Source organism: Streptomyces sp. NPDC002513, assembly GCF_053595355.1.
On record NZ_JBSFXK010000043.1, the window covers coordinates 14,840 to 33,465 of the forward strand.

Genomic DNA, 18,626 nt, shown 5'->3' on the forward strand with positions numbered 1-18,626 from the left:
CTCATTAACAAGGTGAGGGGACCGCAGGATGCCGGAGGCACCGGAGCTGACGAGCGCGGACGACCCCGCGTCGGAGGCCTGGCGGGCCAACGAGGAGGCGCACCGCGCGCTGGGCGAGGAGCTGCGCGCCAAGCTGGCCGCGGCCCGGCTCGGCGGCGGCGAGAAGGCCCGCGCCCGCCACACCGCGCGCGGCAAGCTGCTGCCGCGCGACCGGGTGGACACCCTGCTGGACCCGGGGTCGCCCTTCTTGGAGCTGGCCCCCCTCGCGGCCGACGGGATGTACGGCGGGCAGGCCCCGGCCGCCGGGGTGATCGCCGGGATCGGCCGGATCAGCGGCCGCGAGTGCGTGATCGTCGCCAACGACGCCACGGTCAAGGGCGGCACGTACTACCCGATGACGGTGAAGAAGCACCTCCGGGCCCAGGAGGTGGCGCTCGAGAACCGCCTTCCCTGTGTGTACCTGGTCGACTCCGGGGGCGCCTTCCTGCCCCTGCAGGACGAGGTGTTCCCCGACCGCGAGCACTTCGGGCGGATCTTCTACAACCAGGCGCGGATGTCGGGCGCCGGGATTCCCCAGATCGCCGCCGTCCTCGGGTCCTGCACGGCCGGCGGGGCCTATGTCCCGGCGATGAGCGACGAGGCCGTGATCGTGCGCAACCAGGGCACGATCTTCCTGGGCGGCCCGCCCCTGGTGAAGGCGGCCACCGGTGAGGTGGTGACCGCCGAGGAGCTGGGCGGCGGCGAGGTCCACTCCCGGGTGTCGGGCGTGACCGACCACCTGGCGGAGGACGACGCGCACGCGCTGCGGATCGTGCGGACCATCGTCTCCACGCTCCCCGCGCGCGGGGAGCTGCCCTGGGAGGTCGTCCCCACCGTCGAGCCGAAGATCGACCCCCTCGGGCTGTACGGCGCGGTCCCGGTCGACTCCCGCACGCCGTACGACGTACGCGAGGTCATCGCACGCGTGGTGGACGGTTCGCGCTTCGCCGAGTTCAAGGCGGAGTTCGGCCAGACCCTCGTCACCGGCTTCGCCCGCATCCACGGCCACCCGGTCGGGATCGTCGCCAACAACGGCATCCTGTTCTCCGAGTCCGCCCAGAAGGGCGCCCACTTCATCGAGTTGTGCGACCAGCGCGGCGTCCCGCTGGTGTTCCTGCAGAACATCTCGGGCTTCATGGTCGGGCGGGCCTACGAGGCGGGCGGCATCGCCAAGCACGGCGCCAAGATGGTCACGGCGGTCGCCTGCACCCGCGTGCCGAAGCTCACGGTCGTCATCGGCGGCTCGTTCGGCGCGGGCAACTACTCGATGTGCGGGCGGGCCTATGCGCCGCGCTTCCTGTGGATGTGGCCGAACGCCAAGATCTCGGTGATGGGCGGCGAGCAGGCCGCGTCGGTCCTCGCGACCGTCAAGCGCGACCAGTTCGAGGCGCGCGGGGAGACCTGGCCCGCCGAGGAGGAGGAGACCTTCAAGGCCCCGATCCGCGCCCAGTACGAGCGCCAGGGCAACGCGTACTACGCGACGGCCCGGCTGTGGGACGACGGTGTGATCGATCCGCTGGAGACCCGGCAGGTGCTGGGCCTGGCCCTGACGGCATGCGCCAACGCGCCTCTGGGCGAGCCCCAGTTCGGCGTCTTCAGGATGTGAGGGGGACCATGTTCGACACGGTGCTTGTGGCCAACCGGGGCGAGATCGCCGTCCGCGTCATCCGCACGCTGCGGTCGATGGGCGTGCGCTCGGTGGCCGTCTTCTCCGACGCCGACGCCGACGCCCGCCATGTCCGGGAGGCCGACACGGCGGTGCGGATCGGTCCGGCGCCCGCGGCCGAGAGCTATCTCTCGGCGGAGCGTCTGCTGGAGGCCGCCGCCCGGACCGGGGCCCAGGCGGTGCACCCCGGATACGGCTTCCTCGCGGAGAACGCCGCGTTCGCGCGGGCGTGCGCGGAGGCCGGCCTGGTCTTCATCGGCCCTCCCGCGCAGGCGATCTCCCTCATGGGCGACAAGATCCGCGCCAAGGAGACGGTGCGCACGGCCGGGGTGCCGGTGGTGCCCGGGTCGAGCGGGAGCGGCCTCACGGACGAGGAACTGGCCGCGGCGGCCCAGGAGATCGGTGTGCCGGTGCTGCTGAAGCCGAGCGCGGGCGGCGGCGGCAAGGGCATGCGGCTCGTCCGGGACCCGGCCGCGCTGGCGGACGAGATCGCCGCCGCCCGCCGCGAGGCCCGTGCCTCCTTCGGCGACGACACGCTCCTGGTCGAGCGCTGGATCGACCGCCCCCGCCATATCGAGATCCAGGTCCTGGCCGACGGCCACGGGAACGTGGTGCACCTGGGCGAGCGCGAGTGCTCCCTCCAGCGCCGCCACCAGAAGATCATCGAGGAGGCGCCCAGTGTGCTCCTCGACGAGGCCACCCGCACCGCGATGGGCGAGGCGGCGGTCCAGGCCGCCCGCTCCTGCGGGTACGAGGGCGCGGGCACGGTGGAGTTCATCGTGCCGGGCGGCGACCCCTCCTCGTACTACTTCATGGAGATGAACACCCGCCTCCAGGTGGAGCACCCGGTCACCGAACTGGTCACGGGACTGGACCTGGTGCAGTGGCAGCTCCGGGTCGCGGCGGGAGAGCCCCTGTCCTTCGGGCAGAAGGACGTCACGCTCACCGGGCACGCGGTCGAGGCCCGCATCTACGCCGAGGACCCGGCCCGCGGCTTCCTCCCCTCGGGAGGCACCGTGCGGGCGCTGCGCGAGCCGCAGGGCGACGGGGTGCGCACGGACTCGGGCCTGACCGAGGGCACCGAGGTCGGCAGCCTGTACGACCCCATGCTGTCGAAGGTCATCGCCTACGGCCCCGACCGCGCGACCGCCCTGCGGAAGCTGCGGGCGGCCCTCGCCCGGACGGCCACGCTGGGCGTGCAGACCAACGCCGGATTCCTGCGCCGTCTGCTGGCCCACCCGGCGGTCGTGGCGGGCGACCTGGACACGGGTCTGGTGGAGCGGGTGGTGGACACGCTCGTCACCACCGAGGTGCCGCAGGAGGTGTACGAGGCCGCGGCGGCCGTACGTCTTGAGGCGCTGACGCCGCGCGGCGCGGGCTGGACCGACCCGTTCTCCGTGCCGAGCGGCTGGCGGCTCGGCGGCGAGCCCAAGCCCCTGGTCTTCCCCCTGCGGGTGGCCGACCCCGTGGAGTACACCCCGCGGGGCACCCACACCGTGACAGAGGACTCGGTGTCCGTCGTCCTGGACGGCGTACGGCACACCTTCCAGCGGGCCGGGGACTGGCTGGGCCGCGACGGCGACGCCTGGCATGTGCGCGACCACGACCCGGTCGCCGCCTCGCTCACGCGGGCGGCGCACTCCGGCACCGAGTCGCTGACCGCGCCCATGCCCGGCACGGTGACCGTGGTGAAGGTGGCCGTCGGGGACGAGGTGGCGGCCGGACAGAGCCTGCTGGTGGTCGAGGCGATGAAGATGGAGCACGTCATCTCCGCCCCGCACGCGGGCACCGTCGCCGAACTCGATGTCACCCCCGGCACGACGGTCGCCATGGACCAGGTGCTGGCCGTGATCGCACCACACGAGAACGACGCCGACGACCCCGAGGACCCCGGGGCCGGCCGCGAGGACAGGGAGACGGAGACATGACCGCTCAGGGACTGCCGATGGTCGTACCGTCCGAGGACCTGCCCCCCAGGGTCAGGATTTACGAGGTCGGCCCGCGCGACGGCCTGCAGAACGAGAAGCGCACGGTCCCGACGGAGGTGAAGGCGGAGTTCATCCACCGGCTCGCGGACGCGGGCCTGACCACCATCGAGGCGACCAGCTTCGTGCACCCCGAGTGGGTTCCCCAGCTCGCGGACGCCGAGCGGTTGTACCCGCTCGTCGGTGATCTGCCGGTGGCGCTCCCGGTCCTCGTCCCGAACGAACGCGGACTCGACCGCGCCCTCGCGCTCGGCGCCCGCCGGATCGCCGTCTTCGCCAGCGCCACCGAGTCCTTCGCCAAGGCCAACCTCAACCGCACGGTGGACGAGGCGCTCGGGATGTTCCGGCCGGTGGTGGAGCGGGCGAAGGCGCACCGGGTGCACGTCCGCGGCTATCTGTCCATGTGCTTCGGCGACCCCTGGGAGGGTCCGGTCCCCATCCACCAGGTCGTCCGCGTCAGCAAGGCGCTGATGGACATGGGCTGCGACGAGCTGAGCCTGGGCGACACGATCGGTGTGGCGACGCCGGGCCACGTCCAGGACCTGCTGTCCGAGCTGAACGAGGAGGGCGTGCCGACCAGTGCCATCGGCGTGCACTTCCATGACACCTACGGCCAGGCCCTCGCCAACACGTTGGCGGCGCTCCAGCACGGTGTGACGACGGTCGACGCCTCCGCGGGCGGCCTCGGCGGCTGCCCGTACGCCAAGTCCGCCACCGGCAACCTCGCCACCGAGGACCTCGTCTGGATGCTGCACGGCCTCGGTATCGACACCGGGGTCGACCTCGGCCGGCTCACCGCCACCAGCGTGTGGATGGCCGCCCATCTGGACCGGCCCAGCCCCTCCCGTACCGTCCGAGCCCTCTCCCACAAGGAGTGAGACCCCCATGGACCACCGCCTCTCCCCCGAACTGGAAGAACTCCGGCGCACGGTCGAGGAGTTCGCGCACGACGTCGTGGCGCCCAAGATCGGTGACTTCTACGAGCGCCATGAGTTCCCGTACGAGATCGTCCGCGAGATGGGCCGGATGGGCCTGTTCGGACTGCCCTTCCCCGAGGAGTACGGCGGCATGGGCGGCGACTACCTGGCCCTCGGCATCGCGCTCGAGGAACTCGCCCGGGTGGACTCGTCCGTCGCCATCACCCTGGAGGCGGGTGTGTCGCTCGGCGCGATGCCGATCCACCGCTTCGGCAGCGAGGCCCAGAAGCGGGAGTGGCTCCCGCGGCTGTGCTCCGGCGAACTCCTCGGCGCGTTCGGCCTGACGGAGCCGGACGGCGGCTCGGACGCGGGCGCCACCCGGACGACGGCGCGGCTGGACCCGGAGACGAACGAGTGGGTGATCAACGGCACGAAGTGCTTCATCACCAACTCGGGCACGGACATCACCGGCCTGGTGACGGTCACCGCGGTGACCGGCCGGACCGAGGACGGCCGCCCGGAGATCTCCGCGATCATCGTCCCGTCCGGCACGCCCGGCTTCACGGTGGCGGCCCCCTACTCGAAGGTCGGCTGGAACGCGTCGGACACCCGTGAGCTGTCCTTCGCGGACGTACGCGTCCCGGCCGCGAACCTGCTGGGCGAGGAGGGCCGCGGCTACGCCCAGTTCCTGCGCATCCTGGACGAGGGCCGCATCGCGATCGCGGCGCTGGCGACGGGCCTGGCGCAGGGCTGCGTGGACGAGTCGGTGAAGTACGCCAAGGAGCGCCATGCGTTCGGCCGTTCGATCGGCGCGTACCAGGCGATCCAGTTCAAGATCGCCGACATGGAGATGAAGGCCCACACGGCCCGTCTGTCCTGGCGCGACGCGGCGTCCCGCCTGATCGGCGGCGAACCCTTCAAGAAGGAGGCGGCCATGGCGAAGCTCTACACGTCCACGGTCGCCGTCGACAACGCCCGCGAGGCCACCCAGATCCACGGCGGCTACGGCTTCATGAACGAGTACCCGGTGGCCCGTATGTGGCGCGACTCCAAGATCCTGGAGATCGGCGAGGGCACCAGCGAGGTCCAGCGCATGCTGATCGCCCGGGAGCTGGGGCTGACGGGCTGAGCCCGCGGCGCCGACGAAGAGCGATGAGGGGCCCGCGCCGCACCAGGCGCGGGCCCCTTGGCATATGAGGCCCGGTCAGGCGGATGGCCGACCCGCTCCCTGGACAGGAAGTGAGGTTAGGCTAACCTACCTTCGACTCGTCCGGCGGATGTTCCCGCCCCGTTCGAAGGCAGCTCACTCATGCCCCATGCCCGTGCCCCTCGCCTCACCCGCCGCGGCATCCTCGCCGCCGGCGGCGCCCTCGGCCTCGGTGCCGCACTCGCGGCCTGCGGAGACGACCAGGCGAAAAACGCAGGCTCGGACAGCACGAAGGGCGCGGGCAAGTCCGGCCCCTGGTCGTTCAAGGACGACCGCGGGCAGACCGCGAAGGCGGACAAGGTCCCCGCGGACATCGTCGCGTTCGTCGGTGTCGCCGCCGCGCTGCACGACTACGGCGTCGGCGTGAAGGGTGTCTTCGGCCCGACGAGGACCAAGGACGGCAAGGCCGACGTCCAGGCCGGCGACCTCGACATCGACAAGGTCACGGTCCTCGGCAACGAGTGGGGCCAGTTCAACATCGAGAAGTACGCGGCCCTCTCCCCCGACCTGCTCGTCACCACGATGTTCGACGACGCCGGAACGCTCTGGTACGTCCCGGAGGAGTCGGCGAAGAAGGTCCTCGCCGTCGGCGCCCCCAGCATCGGCATCTCCGTCTACGACCGCCAGATGACCGAGCCGCTGCAGCGGATGCTTCAGCTCGCGACGTCGCTCGGCGCGGACACCGCCTCGCCGGCCATCACCCAGGCGAAGAAGCGGTTCGAGGACGCGGCCGCCCGGCTGCGCGCGGCCACCAAGGCCAAGCCCGGCATCAAGGTGCTGGCGGGCTCCGCGAGCCAGGACGTCTTCTACGTCTCCGGCTCCGACCTCTCGATCGACCTGGAGTACTTCAAGGCCCTCGGCGTGCACTTCGTGGAGCCCTCCGCCGCCGCCCTGAAGGCGAGCGGCGGCTGGTTCGAGAACCTGAGCTGGGAGAACGTCGACACGTACCCGGCGGACATCATCATGATGGACAACCGCTCCTCGGCCATCCAGCCCGCCGACATCACCGAGGCGACCTGGAAGAAGCTCCCCGCGGTCAAGGCGGGCCAGGTCATCGCCCGCAACCCCGAGCCGATCCTGTCGTACGACAAGTGCGCCCCGCTGCTGGAGGACCTCGCCAAGGCCGTCGAGACGGCCAAGAAGGTCAGCTGACCCCCCTTTTTTTCTCCGCCCCAGGAGCCCCGCTCCCGAGCAGCCGCGTCTCGGGAGCCCCGCCCCCTCAGGAGCCCCCATGACGACGGCCGTAGCCGCCCCGTTCCGCTTCTTCTCCCTCCAGGTCGTACGGACGAGGCGGCTCGGCCCGTCCGTCGTCCGCATCACCTTCGCGGGGGACGATCTGCGCGCGTTCCACTCCGCCGGACGCGACCAGAGCCTGTCCCTCTTCCTTCCGCACCCGGGCCAGAGCGAGCCCGCCGTGCCGATCGAGCTCGGCGACCAGTGGTGGCAGGGCTGGCGCGAACTGCCCGATGACGTACGGGCGGTGATGCGCTCGTACACGCTGCGGGCCCTGCGCCGCGACCCCGACGAGATCGACATCGACTTCGTGCTGCACGGCGTGGAGCCGGGCGCCCGCGTCCCGGCGGGTCCGGCCTCCCGCTGGGCCTCCCGCGCCGCCGCCGGTGACCGTGTCGTTCTGATCGGCCCGGCGGTCGAGGACAACCGGGCGATCCGCTTCCGTCCGCCCGGGGACACCGATCTGGTGGTGATCTGGGCCGACGAGACCGCCGTGCCCGCCGCCTCCGCGATCCTCGCGTGGCTCCCCGCCGGCACACGCGCCCGTGTCTGGCTGGAGGCCGGACAGGCCGGTGACATCCAGGACCTGGCGACCGAGGCCGACGCCGAGGTGACCTGGCTCGTCCGCGGCACGGGGTCCCCGACCGCGCTCGCGGCGCTGCGCGACGCCGAACTCCCCGGCGTACGGGCCCCGTACGTCTGGATCGCGGGCGAGTCCGGCCGGGTCAAGGCGCTGCGCCGGCACTTCGTCGGCGAGCGCGGGATCGACCGCCGGCGTGTCACCTTCGTCGGGTACTGGCGGCAGGGGCTGAGCGAGGAGCAACTGCGCGACAAGGAGTGACGGCATGCGCCGGGTGCGACCCCCGGAGGTGAAACTTAGGTTAGGCTAACCTAAGTTTGATCAGGCGACTCCGCCCCTCTCCTGTCCCGCACGGACTGTCCCCACCGGAGGACCCCCCATGCGCTCGCACCTGCTCAATGACCTCACCGCGGAGCACTACCGCCGTTCCGTGACCGAAGGAGTAGAGCGGGTGGCCGCCCGACTCGCCGCCACCGACCGTCCGTTCACCGGCGTCACCGCGGACGCCCTCACCCCCCATATCGCCGGGATCGACCTGGACCGCCCGCTGCACGACACCACCGCGGCCCTGGACGAACTGGAGGAGCTGTACCTCCGCGACGCCGTCTACTTCCACCACCCGCGCTACCTCGCCCATCTCAACTGCCCGGTCGTCATCCCGGCCGTCCTCGGCGAGGCTGTCCTGTCCGCCGTCAACTCCTCCCTCGACACCTGGGACCAGTCGGCCGGCGGCACCCTCATCGAGCGCAGGCTCATCGAGTGGACCGCCGGACGCATCGGCTTCGGACCCGCCGCCGACGGCGTGTTCACCTCCGGCGGCAGCCAGTCCAACCTCCAGGCGCTGCTGCTGGCCCGCGAGGAGGCCAAGCCGGGGCACGCCGGATGGGCCGGCTCCGACACCTCCGGCACTCTCGCCGGACTGCGGATCTTCGCCTCCGAGGCCGGCCACTTCAGCGTGCAGAAATCGGCGAAACTGCTCGGTCTGAGCCCCGACGCCGTCATCCCCGTCCCGGTGGGCGCCGACAAGCGCATGCAGACCGTCGCCCTCGCCCACGAGCTGGAGCGCTGCGTCGCGGACGGCCTCATCCCGATGGCGGTCGTCGCCACCGCCGGGACCACCGACTTCGGCTCCATCGACCCGCTGCCGGAGATCGCCGGACTGTGCGCCCGGTACGGCACCTGGCTGCACGTGGACGCGGCCTACGGCTGCGGGCTGCTCGTCTCACCCGCCCGCCGCGCTCTCCTCGACGGCATCGAGCGTGCCGACTCGGTCACCGTCGACTACCACAAGTCCTTCTTCCAGCCGGTGAGTTCGTCCGCCGTGCTGGTCCGGGACGCCACCACGCTGCGCCACGCGACCTACCACGCGGACTATCTGAACCCGCGCCGCATGGTCACCGAGCGCATCCCCAACCAGGTCGACAAGTCCCTGCAGACCACCCGCCGCTTCGACGCGCTCAAGCTGTGGATGACCCTGCGCGTGATGGGCGCGGACGGCGTCGGCGCCCTCTTCGACGAGGTCTGCGACCTGGCGCGGGAGGGCTGGCGGCTGCTGGCCGCCGACCCCCGCTTCGACGTCGTCGTCGAGCCGCAGCTCTCCACCCTCGTCTTCCGCTACGTCCCGGCGGCCGGCACCGACCCCGCCGGGATCGACCGCGCCAACCTGTACGCCCGCAAGGCCCTGTTCGCCTCCGGCGACGCCGTGATCGCGAGCACCAAGGTCGCCGGCCGCCACTACCTGAAGTTCACCCTGCTCAACCCCGAGACGACCACGGACGACATCGCCGCCGTACTCGATCTGATCGCCGGCCACGCCGAGCAGTACCTGGGAGAGCCCCTTGACCGCGCATCCTGACACCCCGGACACCACGTACGACTTCGTGGGGATCGGACTCGGCCCCTTCAACCTCGGCCTCGCCTGCCTCACCGAGCCGATCGACGGACTCGACGGCGTCTTCCTGGAGTCGAAGCCCGCCTTCGCGTGGCACTCCGGGATGTTCCTGGAGGGCGCCCACCTCCAGACCCCGTTCCTGTCCGACCTGGTCACCCTGGCCGACCCCACCTCCCCGTACTCCTTCCTCAACTACCTCAAGGAGCGCGGGCGGCTGTACTCGTTCTACATCCGCGAGAACTTCTATCCGCTGCGCGTCGAGTACGACGACTACTGCCGCTGGGCGGCCTCGAAGCTGAGCTGCGTCCGCTTCGACACCACGGTCACGGAGGTGACGTTCGAGGAGCGGGACGAGGTGTACGTCGTACGGACGCGGGAGGGGGACGTCCACCGGGCCCGCCACCTGGTCCTCGGCACCGGCACCCCGCCCCACATCCCCGAGGCCTGCCGGGGCCTTTCAGGCGACGTCATCCACAACTCCCGCTATCTGGACCACAAGCACCGGCTCCAGACCAAGGAGTCGATCACCCTGGTCGGCAGCGGCCAGTCCGCCGCCGAGATCTACCACGACCTGCTCGGCGAGATCGACGTGCACGGCTACCGGCTGGACTGGGTGACCCGCTCCCCGCGCTTCTTCCCGCTGGAATACACCAAGCTCACCCTGGAGATGACCTCCCCGGAGTACATCGACTACTTCCGCGCCCTGCCCGAACGGACCCGCTACCGCCTCTGCGAGCAGCAGAAGGGCCTGTTCAAGGGCATCGACGGGGACCTGATCGACGAGATCTTCGACCTGCTGTACCAGAAGAACCTCGACGGACCGGTGCCCACCCGTCTGCTCACCAACTCCGCGCTCACCAGCGCCCGCCACGAGAACGGCACGTTCACCCTCGGCTTCCGCCAGGAGGAGCAGGAGAAGGACTTCGAGCTGCGCTCCCAGGGCCTGATCCTCGCGACCGGCTACCGGTACGTCGAACCGGAGTTCCTCGAGCCGGTCCGCGACCGTCTGCGCTATGACGGGCACGGCAACTTCGACGTGGCCCGCAACTACGCCATCGACGTGACGGGCCGGGGCGTGTTCCTGCAGAACGCCGGCGTCCACACGCACAGCATCACCAGCCCCGACCTGGGCATGGGCCCCTACCGGAACGCGTACATCATCCGGGAGCTGCTGGGCACCGAGTACTACCCCGTCGAGAAGACCATCGCCTTCCAGGAGTTCGCCGCATGAGCACGGCCACGAGTGCCGTCGGCACCCTCGCCTTCCGCCCCCTCGACCCCCTCGATGACGCCGCACTCCTGCACGGCTGGGTCACCCACCCCAAGGCGGCCTTCTGGATGATGCAGGAGGCCCGGCCCAAGGACGTCGAGCGGGCCTACACGGAGATCACGGCCGACCCGTACCACCACGCGGTCCTCGGGCTGCACGACGGCGAGCCCGCGTTCCTGACGGAGCACTACGACCCCGCCCACCGCGAACTCGTCGGCCTGTACGAGCCCCGGCCCGGTGACGTCGGCATGCACTTCCTCGTCGCACCCACCGACACACCCGTGCACGGGTTCACCCGGGCCGTCCTCACCGCCGTGCTGCGGCGCCTGTTCGAGGACCCGGCCACCGAGCGGATCGTGGTCGAGCCCGATGTCCGCAACACGGCCGTCCACGCCCTGAACGCGGCCGTCGGGTTCCTGCCCGAGCGCGAGATCACCAAACCGGAGAAGACGGCGCTGCTCAGCTTCTGCACCCGGGCCCGGTTCGAGCGGGCGGTGGCGGCATGAACCTCACCGACGCCGTCGCCCACCTCTCCCCCGAACACTGGGAGCAGGCCAACCGTCTGCTCCTGCGCAAGGCGCTGGCCGAGTTCGCGCACGAGCGGCTGATCACCCCCGAACCGGGGGACGACGGCCACTACGTCGTCCACGGCGACGACCGGCTCACCCGCTACCGCTTCCGCGCCACCCTGCGCGCCCTCGACCACTGGCAGATCGACCCCGAGTCGATCACCCGCCACCGTAACGGCGCCGAACTCCCCCTCGCCGCCCTGGACTTCTTCATCGAATTCAGGACCTCCCTCGGCCTGAGCGACGAGATCCTGCCCGTCTACCTGGAGGAGATCTCCTCCACCCTCTCCGGCACCTGCTACAAGCTCACCAAGCCGCAGGTCACCTCCGCCGAACTCGCCCGGAGCGGCTTCCAGGCCATAGAGACCGGAATGACCGAGGGCCACCCCTGCTTCGTCGCCAACAACGGGCGGCTCGGCTTCGGCATCCACGCGTACCTGTCGTACGCGCCCGAGACCGCGCACCCCGTCCGGCTGGTGTGGCTGGCGGCCCACCGCTCGCGGGCCGCGTTCACGGCGGGCACGGGCATCGCCTACGAGTCGTTCCTGCGCCAGGAGCTGGGGGCCGCGACCCTGGAACGCTTCCACCGGCACCTCACCGGCCAGGGCCTGGACCCGGCGGACTACGTCCTCATCCCCGTCCACCCCTGGCAGTGGTGGAACAAGCTCGCCGTCACCTTCGCCGCGGAGGTCGCCCGGCGGCACCTCGTCTGCCTCGGCGAGGGCGACGACGCGTATCTCGCCCAGCAGTCCGTCCGGACCTTCTTCAACCGCGACCACCCCGAGAAGCACTATGTGAAGACGGCCCTGTCCGTCCTCAACATGGGGTTCATGCGCGGTCTCTCGGCTGCCTACATGGAGGCGACCCCGGCGATCAACGACTGGCTGCACGGGCTGATCGAGAGCGACCCGGTGCTCAAGTCGACCGGTCTGACGATCCTGCGCGAGCGCGCGGCCGTCGGCTACCGCCATGCGGAGTACGAGGCGGCCACCGACCGCGCCTCCCCCTACCGCAAGATGCTCGCCGCCCTGTGGCGCGAGAGCCCGGTCGGCTCGCTCCGGGAGGGCGAGACCCTGGCGACGATGGCCTCCCTCGCCCATGTCGACCACGAGGGCGCCTCCTTCGCGGGGGCGCTGATCGAGCGGTCGGGGCTCGCTCCCACCGAGTGGCTGCGCCACTATCTGCGGGCCTACCTCGTCCCGCTGCTGCACTGCTTCTACGCCTACGACCTGGTCTTCATGCCGCACGGCGAGAACGTCATCCTCGTGCTGGCGGACGGTGTGGTGCGGCGCGCGGTCTTCAAGGACATCGCCGAGGAGATCGCGATGATGGACCCGGACGCGGTGCTGCCGCCGGAGGTCACCCGGATCCGGGTGGAGGTGCCCGAGGACCACAGGCTCCTGTCGGTCTTCACGGACGTCTTCGACTGCTTCTTCCGCTTCGTCGCGGCGCACCTCGCCGCCGAGGGCGTCCTCGCGGAGGAGGACTTCTGGCGCACGGTCGCCGAGGTCGTCCACGCGTACCAGGACGCACACCCGCACCTCGCCGACAGGTTCCGGCAGTACGACCTGTTCGCCCCGGAGTTCGCCCTGTCCTGCCTCAACCGGCTCCAACTGCGCGACAACCGGCAGATGGTGGACCTCACGGACCCGTCGGGGGCGCTCCAACTGGCCGGGAACCTCAGGAACCCGATCGCCGGGCTGTAGGAGCTCCGGACAAAGACAGGCGGGCACCCCGGTGTACGGTCCACCGGGGTGCCCGCCGTCGGCCCGCCCCGCCCTCCGGACGGGAGTGGCCTCACTTCGCCCGGCGCGCCACCGTGAAGTGGTCGACCTGCTCACCGGTCTCGGCGAGGCCGCGCACCGTCAGCGTGGCGTAGCGGCCCTGGGCGGCGGGGGTGACGTCGACGCGCAGGAACGAGTAGTCGAGGTAGCGCACGCGCGACCAGGCGACCGTCTCGTTCTGCCTGCCTTCCTTGACGTTGACGAACGAGGCGACGGACTCGACCTCGTTCTCGTGGCCCTCGTAGGACAGCGGGGCGCTGAACGCGTACAGGCTGCGGCCCGCCGCGCCCGCCGTCACGTACACCACGCCCTCGGACTCGGGGTACGCCGTGCCGCCGATCGGGAGCTTCTTGACGACCTTGTCGCCCTTGAGGACGTCGGTGCGCTCGTACTGGTGGTTGTGGCCGTTGATGACCAGGTCCACCGTGTACTTCTCGAACAGCGGCACCCACTCCTGTCGCACGCCCCCCTCCGAGGCGTGCGCCGTGGAGGTGCAGTACGCGCAGTGGTGGAAGAAGACGACGATGAAGTCGATGTCCTGGCAGGCGCGGTACTTCTTGAGCTGCGCCTGAAGCCACTTGGTCTGGGTGCCGCCCGAGATGCCGAGGTTGGCCGGGATCTCGAAGGAGATGTCGTTGGCGTCGAGCGAGATGACCGCCGTGTTGCCGTAGGCGAAGGAGTAGACGCCCGGGAGGTTCTGCTTGTCCGGTCCGTTGTCCGGCAGGGTCCAGCGGGCCTCCTCGCCACCGTAGCCGTTGGGCGAGTACCAGGCCTCCATGTCGTGGTTGCCGTAGGCCGGCATCCACGGGACCTGCTTGGCGACGGACTCGGTCTGGTACAGGAACTGGTCCCACACGCGCGAGTCGAAGCCGGTGTCGGAGGTCTTGCCCTGGCCCGCCGGGTCGCCGTAGGCGATGTCGCCGGCGTGCAGGTGGAAGGCCGGGTTCTGGCCGAGCAGCAGGCTGTTGTTGGCCAGGGCGTGGTAGCTGACGCCCTCGTCGCCGAAGGCGGTGAAGGTGAACGGCTCCTTGTGGGCGGGAGCGGTGGTGAAGGTGCCCAGGGTGCCGAGCAGGTGCCGCTCGGCCGGGTCGAAGCCCGCGTGGCCGACGCCGTAGTAGTAGGTCTTGCCGGGGCGCAGGTTGGTGAGCTTGGCGTGCAGGTAGTACTGGGTGTGGTCGCCGCTCGCGCCGACGCCCGCCGGGGTGTAGAGGGTGCGGACCTCGGCGGGGATCTGGTGGGAGAGGTCCCAGGGGTGGGCGCCGATGCGGATGAACGGCTTCTTCACGGCGACCGGGACCTGCCAGGAGACGGTGATCTCGGTGCGCGGGTCGTTGCCGAAGGCGAGGTGGCGGCCGAAGGGGGCGACGAGGGCGCCGTCGACGGACTCGGTGGCGGGGGCGGTGCGCTGGGTCGGAACGGCGGCCTGGGCGGTGGCGCCCGGCACGAACGCGCCACCCGCGACGGCGCCCAGGGTGACGGCGCCGCCTCTGATCATGGTGCGCCGGGAGAATCTCGTGCGCAGGTACTCGTGCTGCTCCGCCATGTTCATGCGGGCGGCGAGCTTCTCAGGTACTCCCATACGAGGTGTGTCCATGTGGCCTGAACTTCCTCCACATAAGCAACGTGGCACAAGACACAGAATGGACAGCCGTCGAACAGGGACCCATGAGAGTTTCAACAGACACCTGCCCGAAATCGGGCACGATTCTTGCGATTCCGGCGCTCGTATCGCAGGATCTACCGGGTGCACGACGAACTCGTTGATCATCTGACGCGGTCCACGCCCTTGAGCCGGGGCGAGGCGCTGCGCGTGATCCAGGACGTGCTCGCCTATTTCGACGAGACGACCGAGGAGTTCGTCCGCCGCCGCCACCGCGAGCTGCAGACCCAGGGCCTGGTGAACGCGACGATCTTCGAGCGGATCGAGGCCGATCTGAGGTACCGCACGGTCGCACCGCCCGAGCTTACGCTCCGCCAGCTCCGCCGCATCGTCTACGGCTGAGACACCTGGAGCCGCCTCGGAGGCCACTTCATCACAACGGGGACAAAAGGGACTTAAGGATACATATGTGCGGAATCGTTGGATACATCGGTAAGCGCGATGTGGCCCCGCTGCTGCTGGAGGGCCTGCAGCGGCTGGAGTACCGCGGCTACGACTCGGCGGGCATCGTCGTCACGTCCCCCAAGACGTCCGGCCTGAAGATGGTCAAGGCCAAGGGCCGGGTCCGCGACCTGGAGGCCAAGGTCCCCGCGCGCTTCAAGGGCACCACCGGTATCGCCCACACCCGCTGGGCCACCCACGGCGCCCCGTCCGACGTGAACGCCCACCCGCACATGTCGGCCGACCTGAAGGTCGCCGTCGTCCACAACGGCATCATCGACAACGCCTCCGACCTCAGGAAGAAACTGGAGGCGGACGGCGTCGAGTTCCTCTCCGAGACCGACACCGAGGTCCTCACCCACCTCATCGCCCGCGCCCAGGCCGAGACCCTGGAGGAGAAGGTCCGCCAGGCACTGCGGGTCGTCGAGGGGACCTACGGCATCGCGGTGATGCACGCCGACTTCGCCGACCGCATCGTGGTCGCCCGCAACGGCTCCCCCGTCGTGCTCGGCATCGGCGAGAAGGAGATGTTCGTCGCCTCCGACGTCGCCGCGCTGGTCGCCCACACCCGTCAGATAGTCACCCTCGACGACGGCGAGATGGCCACCCTCAAGGCCGACGACTTCCGCACGTACACCACCGAGGGCACCCGGACGACGGCCGAGCCGACCACCGTGGAGTGGGAGGCGGAGTCGTACGACATGGGCGGCCACGACACCTACATGCACAAGGAGATCCACGAGCAGGCGGACGCCGTGGACCGGGTGCTGCGCGGCCGGATCGACGACCGGTTCTCCACCGTCCACCTGGGCGGCCTCAACCTGGACGCCCGCGAGGCGCGCGCGGTGCGCCGGGTGAAGATCCTCGGCTGCGGCACCTCGTACCACGCCGGCATGATCGGCGCCCAGATGATCGAGGAGCTGGCCCGTATCCCCGCGGACGCCGAGCCCGCCTCCGAATTCCGCTACCGCAACGCGGTCGTGGACCCCGACACGCTGTACGTCGCGGTCTCGCAGTCCGGTGAGACCTACGACGTCCTCGCGGCCGTCCAGGAGCTGAAGCGCAAGGGCGCGCGGGTGCTGGGCATCGTCAACGTCGTCGGCTCGGCGATCGCGCGTGAGGCGGACGGCGGCATGTACGTCCACGCCGGCCCCGAGGTGTGCGTGGTCTCCACCAAGTGCTTCACCAACACCACCGTCGCCTTCGCGCTGCTCGCGCTGCACCTCGGCCGCACCCGGGACCTGTCGGTGCGCGACGGCAAGCGGATCATCGAGGGCCTGCGGAAGCTGCCCGAGCAGATCTCCGAGATCCTCAAGCAGGAGGAGGAGATCAAGGCGCTGGCGGACCAGTTCGCACACGCCCGCTCGATGCTCTTCATCGGCCGTGTGCGCGGCTACCCGGTGGCCCGCGAGGCCTCGCTGAAGCTGAAGGAGGTCTCGTACATCCACGCCGAGGCCTACCCGGCCTCCGAGCTGAAGCACGGCCCGCTGGCGCTGATCGAGCCGGCCCTGCCGACGGTCGCGATCGTGCCGGACGACGACCTGCTGGAGAAGAACCGCGCGGCCATGGAGGAGATCAAGGCCCGCAGCGGCCGGATCCTCGCGGTCGCCCACCAGGAGCAGGAGAAGGCCGACCACACGATCGTGGTCCCGAAGAACGAGGACGAGCTGGACCCGATCCTGATGGGCATCCCGTTGCAACTCCTCGCCTACCACACCGCGCTGGCGCTGGGCCGGGACATCGACAAGCCGCGGAACCTGGCCAAGTCGGTGACGGTGGAGTAGCGGCTCCCCTCGGCCGCCGGCCGCCTCGCACGACGTGAACGACCCCCTGTGCGCCACCCGCACAGGGGGTCGTTCCCTCAGAGGGCCGGGGCCGCCCTTCCCCGGCCCGGCGTTGCCTCACCCGGCGGCCGTCGCCCCTCGGCCGGCAGCGCGTCGCGGAAGGGACGTGGGCCACTTGGCGAGTACGGCCGTCGCCGCGTACCAGGCGACCGCGCCCGCGGCGACCGCGCACCAGCCGCCGGCCTCGCCCAGCGCGTCGCTGCCGGCGAGGCGCGCGACGGCGAGCAGCACCAGCGAGACACAGAGCAGGCCGTAGATGCCCTGGTCAAGGACATCGCCGGCCGCTCCGAGCGCCAGGCTCAGGGCGACGAGGGCGAACAGCAGGAGGAAGAGTCCTGCGGCGTTGTCGGACATCCGGCCGCCGGCTGTGACGGCCCAGGTGAACCACAGGGCGCCGAGCGCCGTGAAGGCCGTGCCCGAGGCGGTGTCGCGGTCGCGGAAAGCGAGCAGGCCGGCGAGGAACAGGGCGACGCCGCCCACGTAGTGGGCCACTGACACGGCGTCGGCCGTCGTCACGCCGTCGATCACCTTGGTCGTTCCGAGGCCGAAGGCCAACAGCGTGATGCCCAGCGCGAGTCGGCCGACGATCGATGTGGTGCTTCCCGCAGAGACGTCGTTGTCCACGGCGGGCTCCCTTCTTGTCCTGCACGTACGGTCGTGCGGTGACCGGTATATGCCCTTCACAAAGGCACAAACACCTCTACGCGCGAGTAGATTCACGCGTCCGCGCAGGAGAGTGGGGAGTGACGGTTCCTCATCTCACCCGAGACGACCGGCAGTCGGGAACGGTGTGGGGGCCCGGAGGCGGTGTCGGGAGGCCTCAGGGAATGACGATGACGGGGCGCCGGGCGCGCTTGGCGAGACGGCCGGCGACCGAGCCGAAGAGACGGCCGACGATGCCCTGGGTGGAGCCCACGATGATCGCGTCCGCCTCGTACTCCCGCCCCACCTCTTCGAGTTCGTGGCAGATGTCGCCGCCGCGCTCGACCAGGATCCAGGGCACCTCGGCGAGATGGTCCGCGCAGGCCAGTTCCAGCCCGAGGACCTCCGTGCGGTGGTCCGGCACGTCGACGAAGACCGGTGGCTCGCAGCCCGCCCACACCGTGGTGGGCAGCCGGTTGGCGACATGCACGATGATCAGGCCCGAACGGGAACGGTGGGCCATGCCGATCGCGTAGGCGAGCGCGCGCTCGCTGGAGGTGGAGCCGTCGAAGCCGACCACCACACCGTGCTTGAAGGCGGGGTCGCAGGACGGGCGTGACTCTTCCGCCGCCAAGGGCTCGGCCGCCGTGGGATCGGCGACGCGGCGCTTGCGGTCTGCGTGTTCGAAGAATTCGTGACCGGCCATGAGTTTCTCGGCGTGTGATCCTCGTGGGTGGGACGGCTCTGTGAGGCGAAGCGATGTCCGGGAATCGTCTTCCCAACCCCATACCCCCAAGGGTACGGCGGCACGCCTCCTTCGCCCAGATCCCGCGCGCCCCCCGAGTTCCGGGCTTCGCCCGAACCAGGGAGCCCCCGTCACGGGGTTCCAGAGAGCATG

At 70.5% G+C, this 18,626-nt stretch carries 15 protein-coding genes; 12 read left to right on the plus strand and 3 right to left on the minus strand.

Annotated features, from left to right (window positions below; genetic code table 11):
* The first annotated feature begins 28 nt into the window (after positions 1 to 28).
* From ACWD5Q_RS24815 to ACWD5Q_RS24860, 10 genes are all read left to right on the plus strand, one after another.
* On the plus strand, positions 29 to 1,645 hold the full coding sequence (locus tag ACWD5Q_RS24815; protein ID WP_451429230.1) for a carboxyl transferase domain-containing protein: 1,617 nt from the start codon (positions 29 to 31) through the stop codon (positions 1,643 to 1,645).
* Positions 1,646 to 1,653: 8 nt separating this feature from the next.
* Positions 1,654 to 3,633, plus strand: a complete 1,980-nt coding sequence (locus ACWD5Q_RS24820; RefSeq protein ID WP_451429231.1) for an acetyl-CoA carboxylase biotin carboxylase subunit — start codon at positions 1,654 to 1,656, stop codon at positions 3,631 to 3,633.
* Positions 3,630 to 4,568: a hydroxymethylglutaryl-CoA lyase gene (locus ACWD5Q_RS24825; protein WP_451429232.1), complete on the plus strand. Its 939-nt coding sequence runs from the start codon at positions 3,630 to 3,632 to the stop codon at positions 4,566 to 4,568. Before ACWD5Q_RS24820 ends, ACWD5Q_RS24825 begins: the two co-directional genes overlap by 4 nt.
* A gap of 7 nt (positions 4,569 to 4,575) precedes the next feature.
* Positions 4,576 to 5,736: an acyl-CoA dehydrogenase family protein gene (locus ACWD5Q_RS24830; protein ID WP_451429233.1), complete on the plus strand. Its 1,161-nt coding sequence runs from the start codon at positions 4,576 to 4,578 to the stop codon at positions 5,734 to 5,736.
* 180 nt (positions 5,737 to 5,916) lie between these two features.
* Entirely contained in the window at positions 5,917 to 6,966 is a 1,050-nt protein-coding gene (locus ACWD5Q_RS24835; RefSeq protein WP_451429234.1) for an ABC transporter substrate-binding protein, read from the plus strand.
* Positions 6,967 to 7,045: 79 nt separating this feature from the next.
* On the plus strand, positions 7,046 to 7,888 hold the full coding sequence (locus ACWD5Q_RS24840; RefSeq protein ID WP_451429235.1) for a siderophore-interacting protein: 843 nt from the start codon (positions 7,046 to 7,048) through the stop codon (positions 7,886 to 7,888).
* Between the two features lie 118 nt (positions 7,889 to 8,006).
* Complete coding sequence (gene desA / locus ACWD5Q_RS24845; RefSeq protein ID WP_451429236.1) at positions 8,007 to 9,482, plus strand: lysine decarboxylase DesA; 1,476 nt, start codon at positions 8,007 to 8,009, stop codon at positions 9,480 to 9,482.
* Positions 9,466 to 10,749: a lysine N(6)-hydroxylase/L-ornithine N(5)-oxygenase family protein gene (locus ACWD5Q_RS24850; protein WP_451429237.1), complete on the plus strand. Its 1,284-nt coding sequence runs from the start codon at positions 9,466 to 9,468 to the stop codon at positions 10,747 to 10,749. The genes desA and ACWD5Q_RS24850 overlap by 17 nt, the downstream gene beginning before the upstream one ends.
* Entirely contained in the window at positions 10,746 to 11,294 is a 549-nt protein-coding gene (locus ACWD5Q_RS24855) for a GNAT family N-acetyltransferase (RefSeq protein WP_451429238.1), read from the plus strand. The genes ACWD5Q_RS24850 and ACWD5Q_RS24855 overlap by 4 nt, the downstream gene beginning before the upstream one ends.
* Positions 11,291 to 13,063, plus strand: a complete 1,773-nt coding sequence (locus ACWD5Q_RS24860) for an IucA/IucC family protein (protein ID WP_451429239.1) — start codon at positions 11,291 to 11,293, stop codon at positions 13,061 to 13,063. The genes ACWD5Q_RS24855 and ACWD5Q_RS24860 overlap by 4 nt, the downstream gene beginning before the upstream one ends.
* 91 nt (positions 13,064 to 13,154) lie before the next feature.
* Here ACWD5Q_RS24860 and ACWD5Q_RS24865 read toward each other — a convergent pair whose 3' ends face one another.
* Positions 13,155 to 14,720, minus strand: coding sequence for a fibronectin type III domain-containing protein (locus ACWD5Q_RS24865; RefSeq protein WP_451429240.1), 1,566 nt, complete (start codon positions 14,718 to 14,720; stop codon positions 13,155 to 13,157).
* A gap of 165 nt (positions 14,721 to 14,885) precedes the next feature.
* On the opposite strand from ACWD5Q_RS24865, the gene ACWD5Q_RS24870 reads away from it, so the two are divergent.
* Positions 14,886 to 15,143 (plus strand): hypothetical protein, encoded by a 258-nt coding sequence (locus ACWD5Q_RS24870; RefSeq protein WP_451429241.1) that lies wholly within the window; start codon positions 14,886 to 14,888, stop codon positions 15,141 to 15,143.
* A 65-nt stretch (positions 15,144 to 15,208) separates the two neighbouring features.
* A complete protein-coding gene (gene glmS / locus ACWD5Q_RS24875; RefSeq protein ID WP_451429242.1) occupies positions 15,209 to 17,026 on the plus strand; it encodes a glutamine--fructose-6-phosphate transaminase (isomerizing) in 1,818 nt (605 codons plus the stop codon).
* A gap of 117 nt (positions 17,027 to 17,143) precedes the next feature.
* On the opposite strand, the gene ACWD5Q_RS24880 is transcribed toward glmS, so the two are convergent.
* Together ACWD5Q_RS24880 and ACWD5Q_RS24885 are read right to left on the minus strand one after the other, a co-directional pair.
* Positions 17,144 to 17,710, minus strand: coding sequence for a GPR1/FUN34/YaaH family transporter (locus ACWD5Q_RS24880; protein WP_451429243.1), 567 nt, complete (start codon positions 17,708 to 17,710; stop codon positions 17,144 to 17,146).
* A gap of 196 nt (positions 17,711 to 17,906) precedes the next feature.
* A complete protein-coding gene (locus ACWD5Q_RS24885) occupies positions 17,907 to 18,434 on the minus strand; it encodes a universal stress protein (protein WP_451429244.1) in 528 nt (175 codons plus the stop codon).
* Positions 18,435 to 18,626 lie beyond the last annotated feature (192 nt).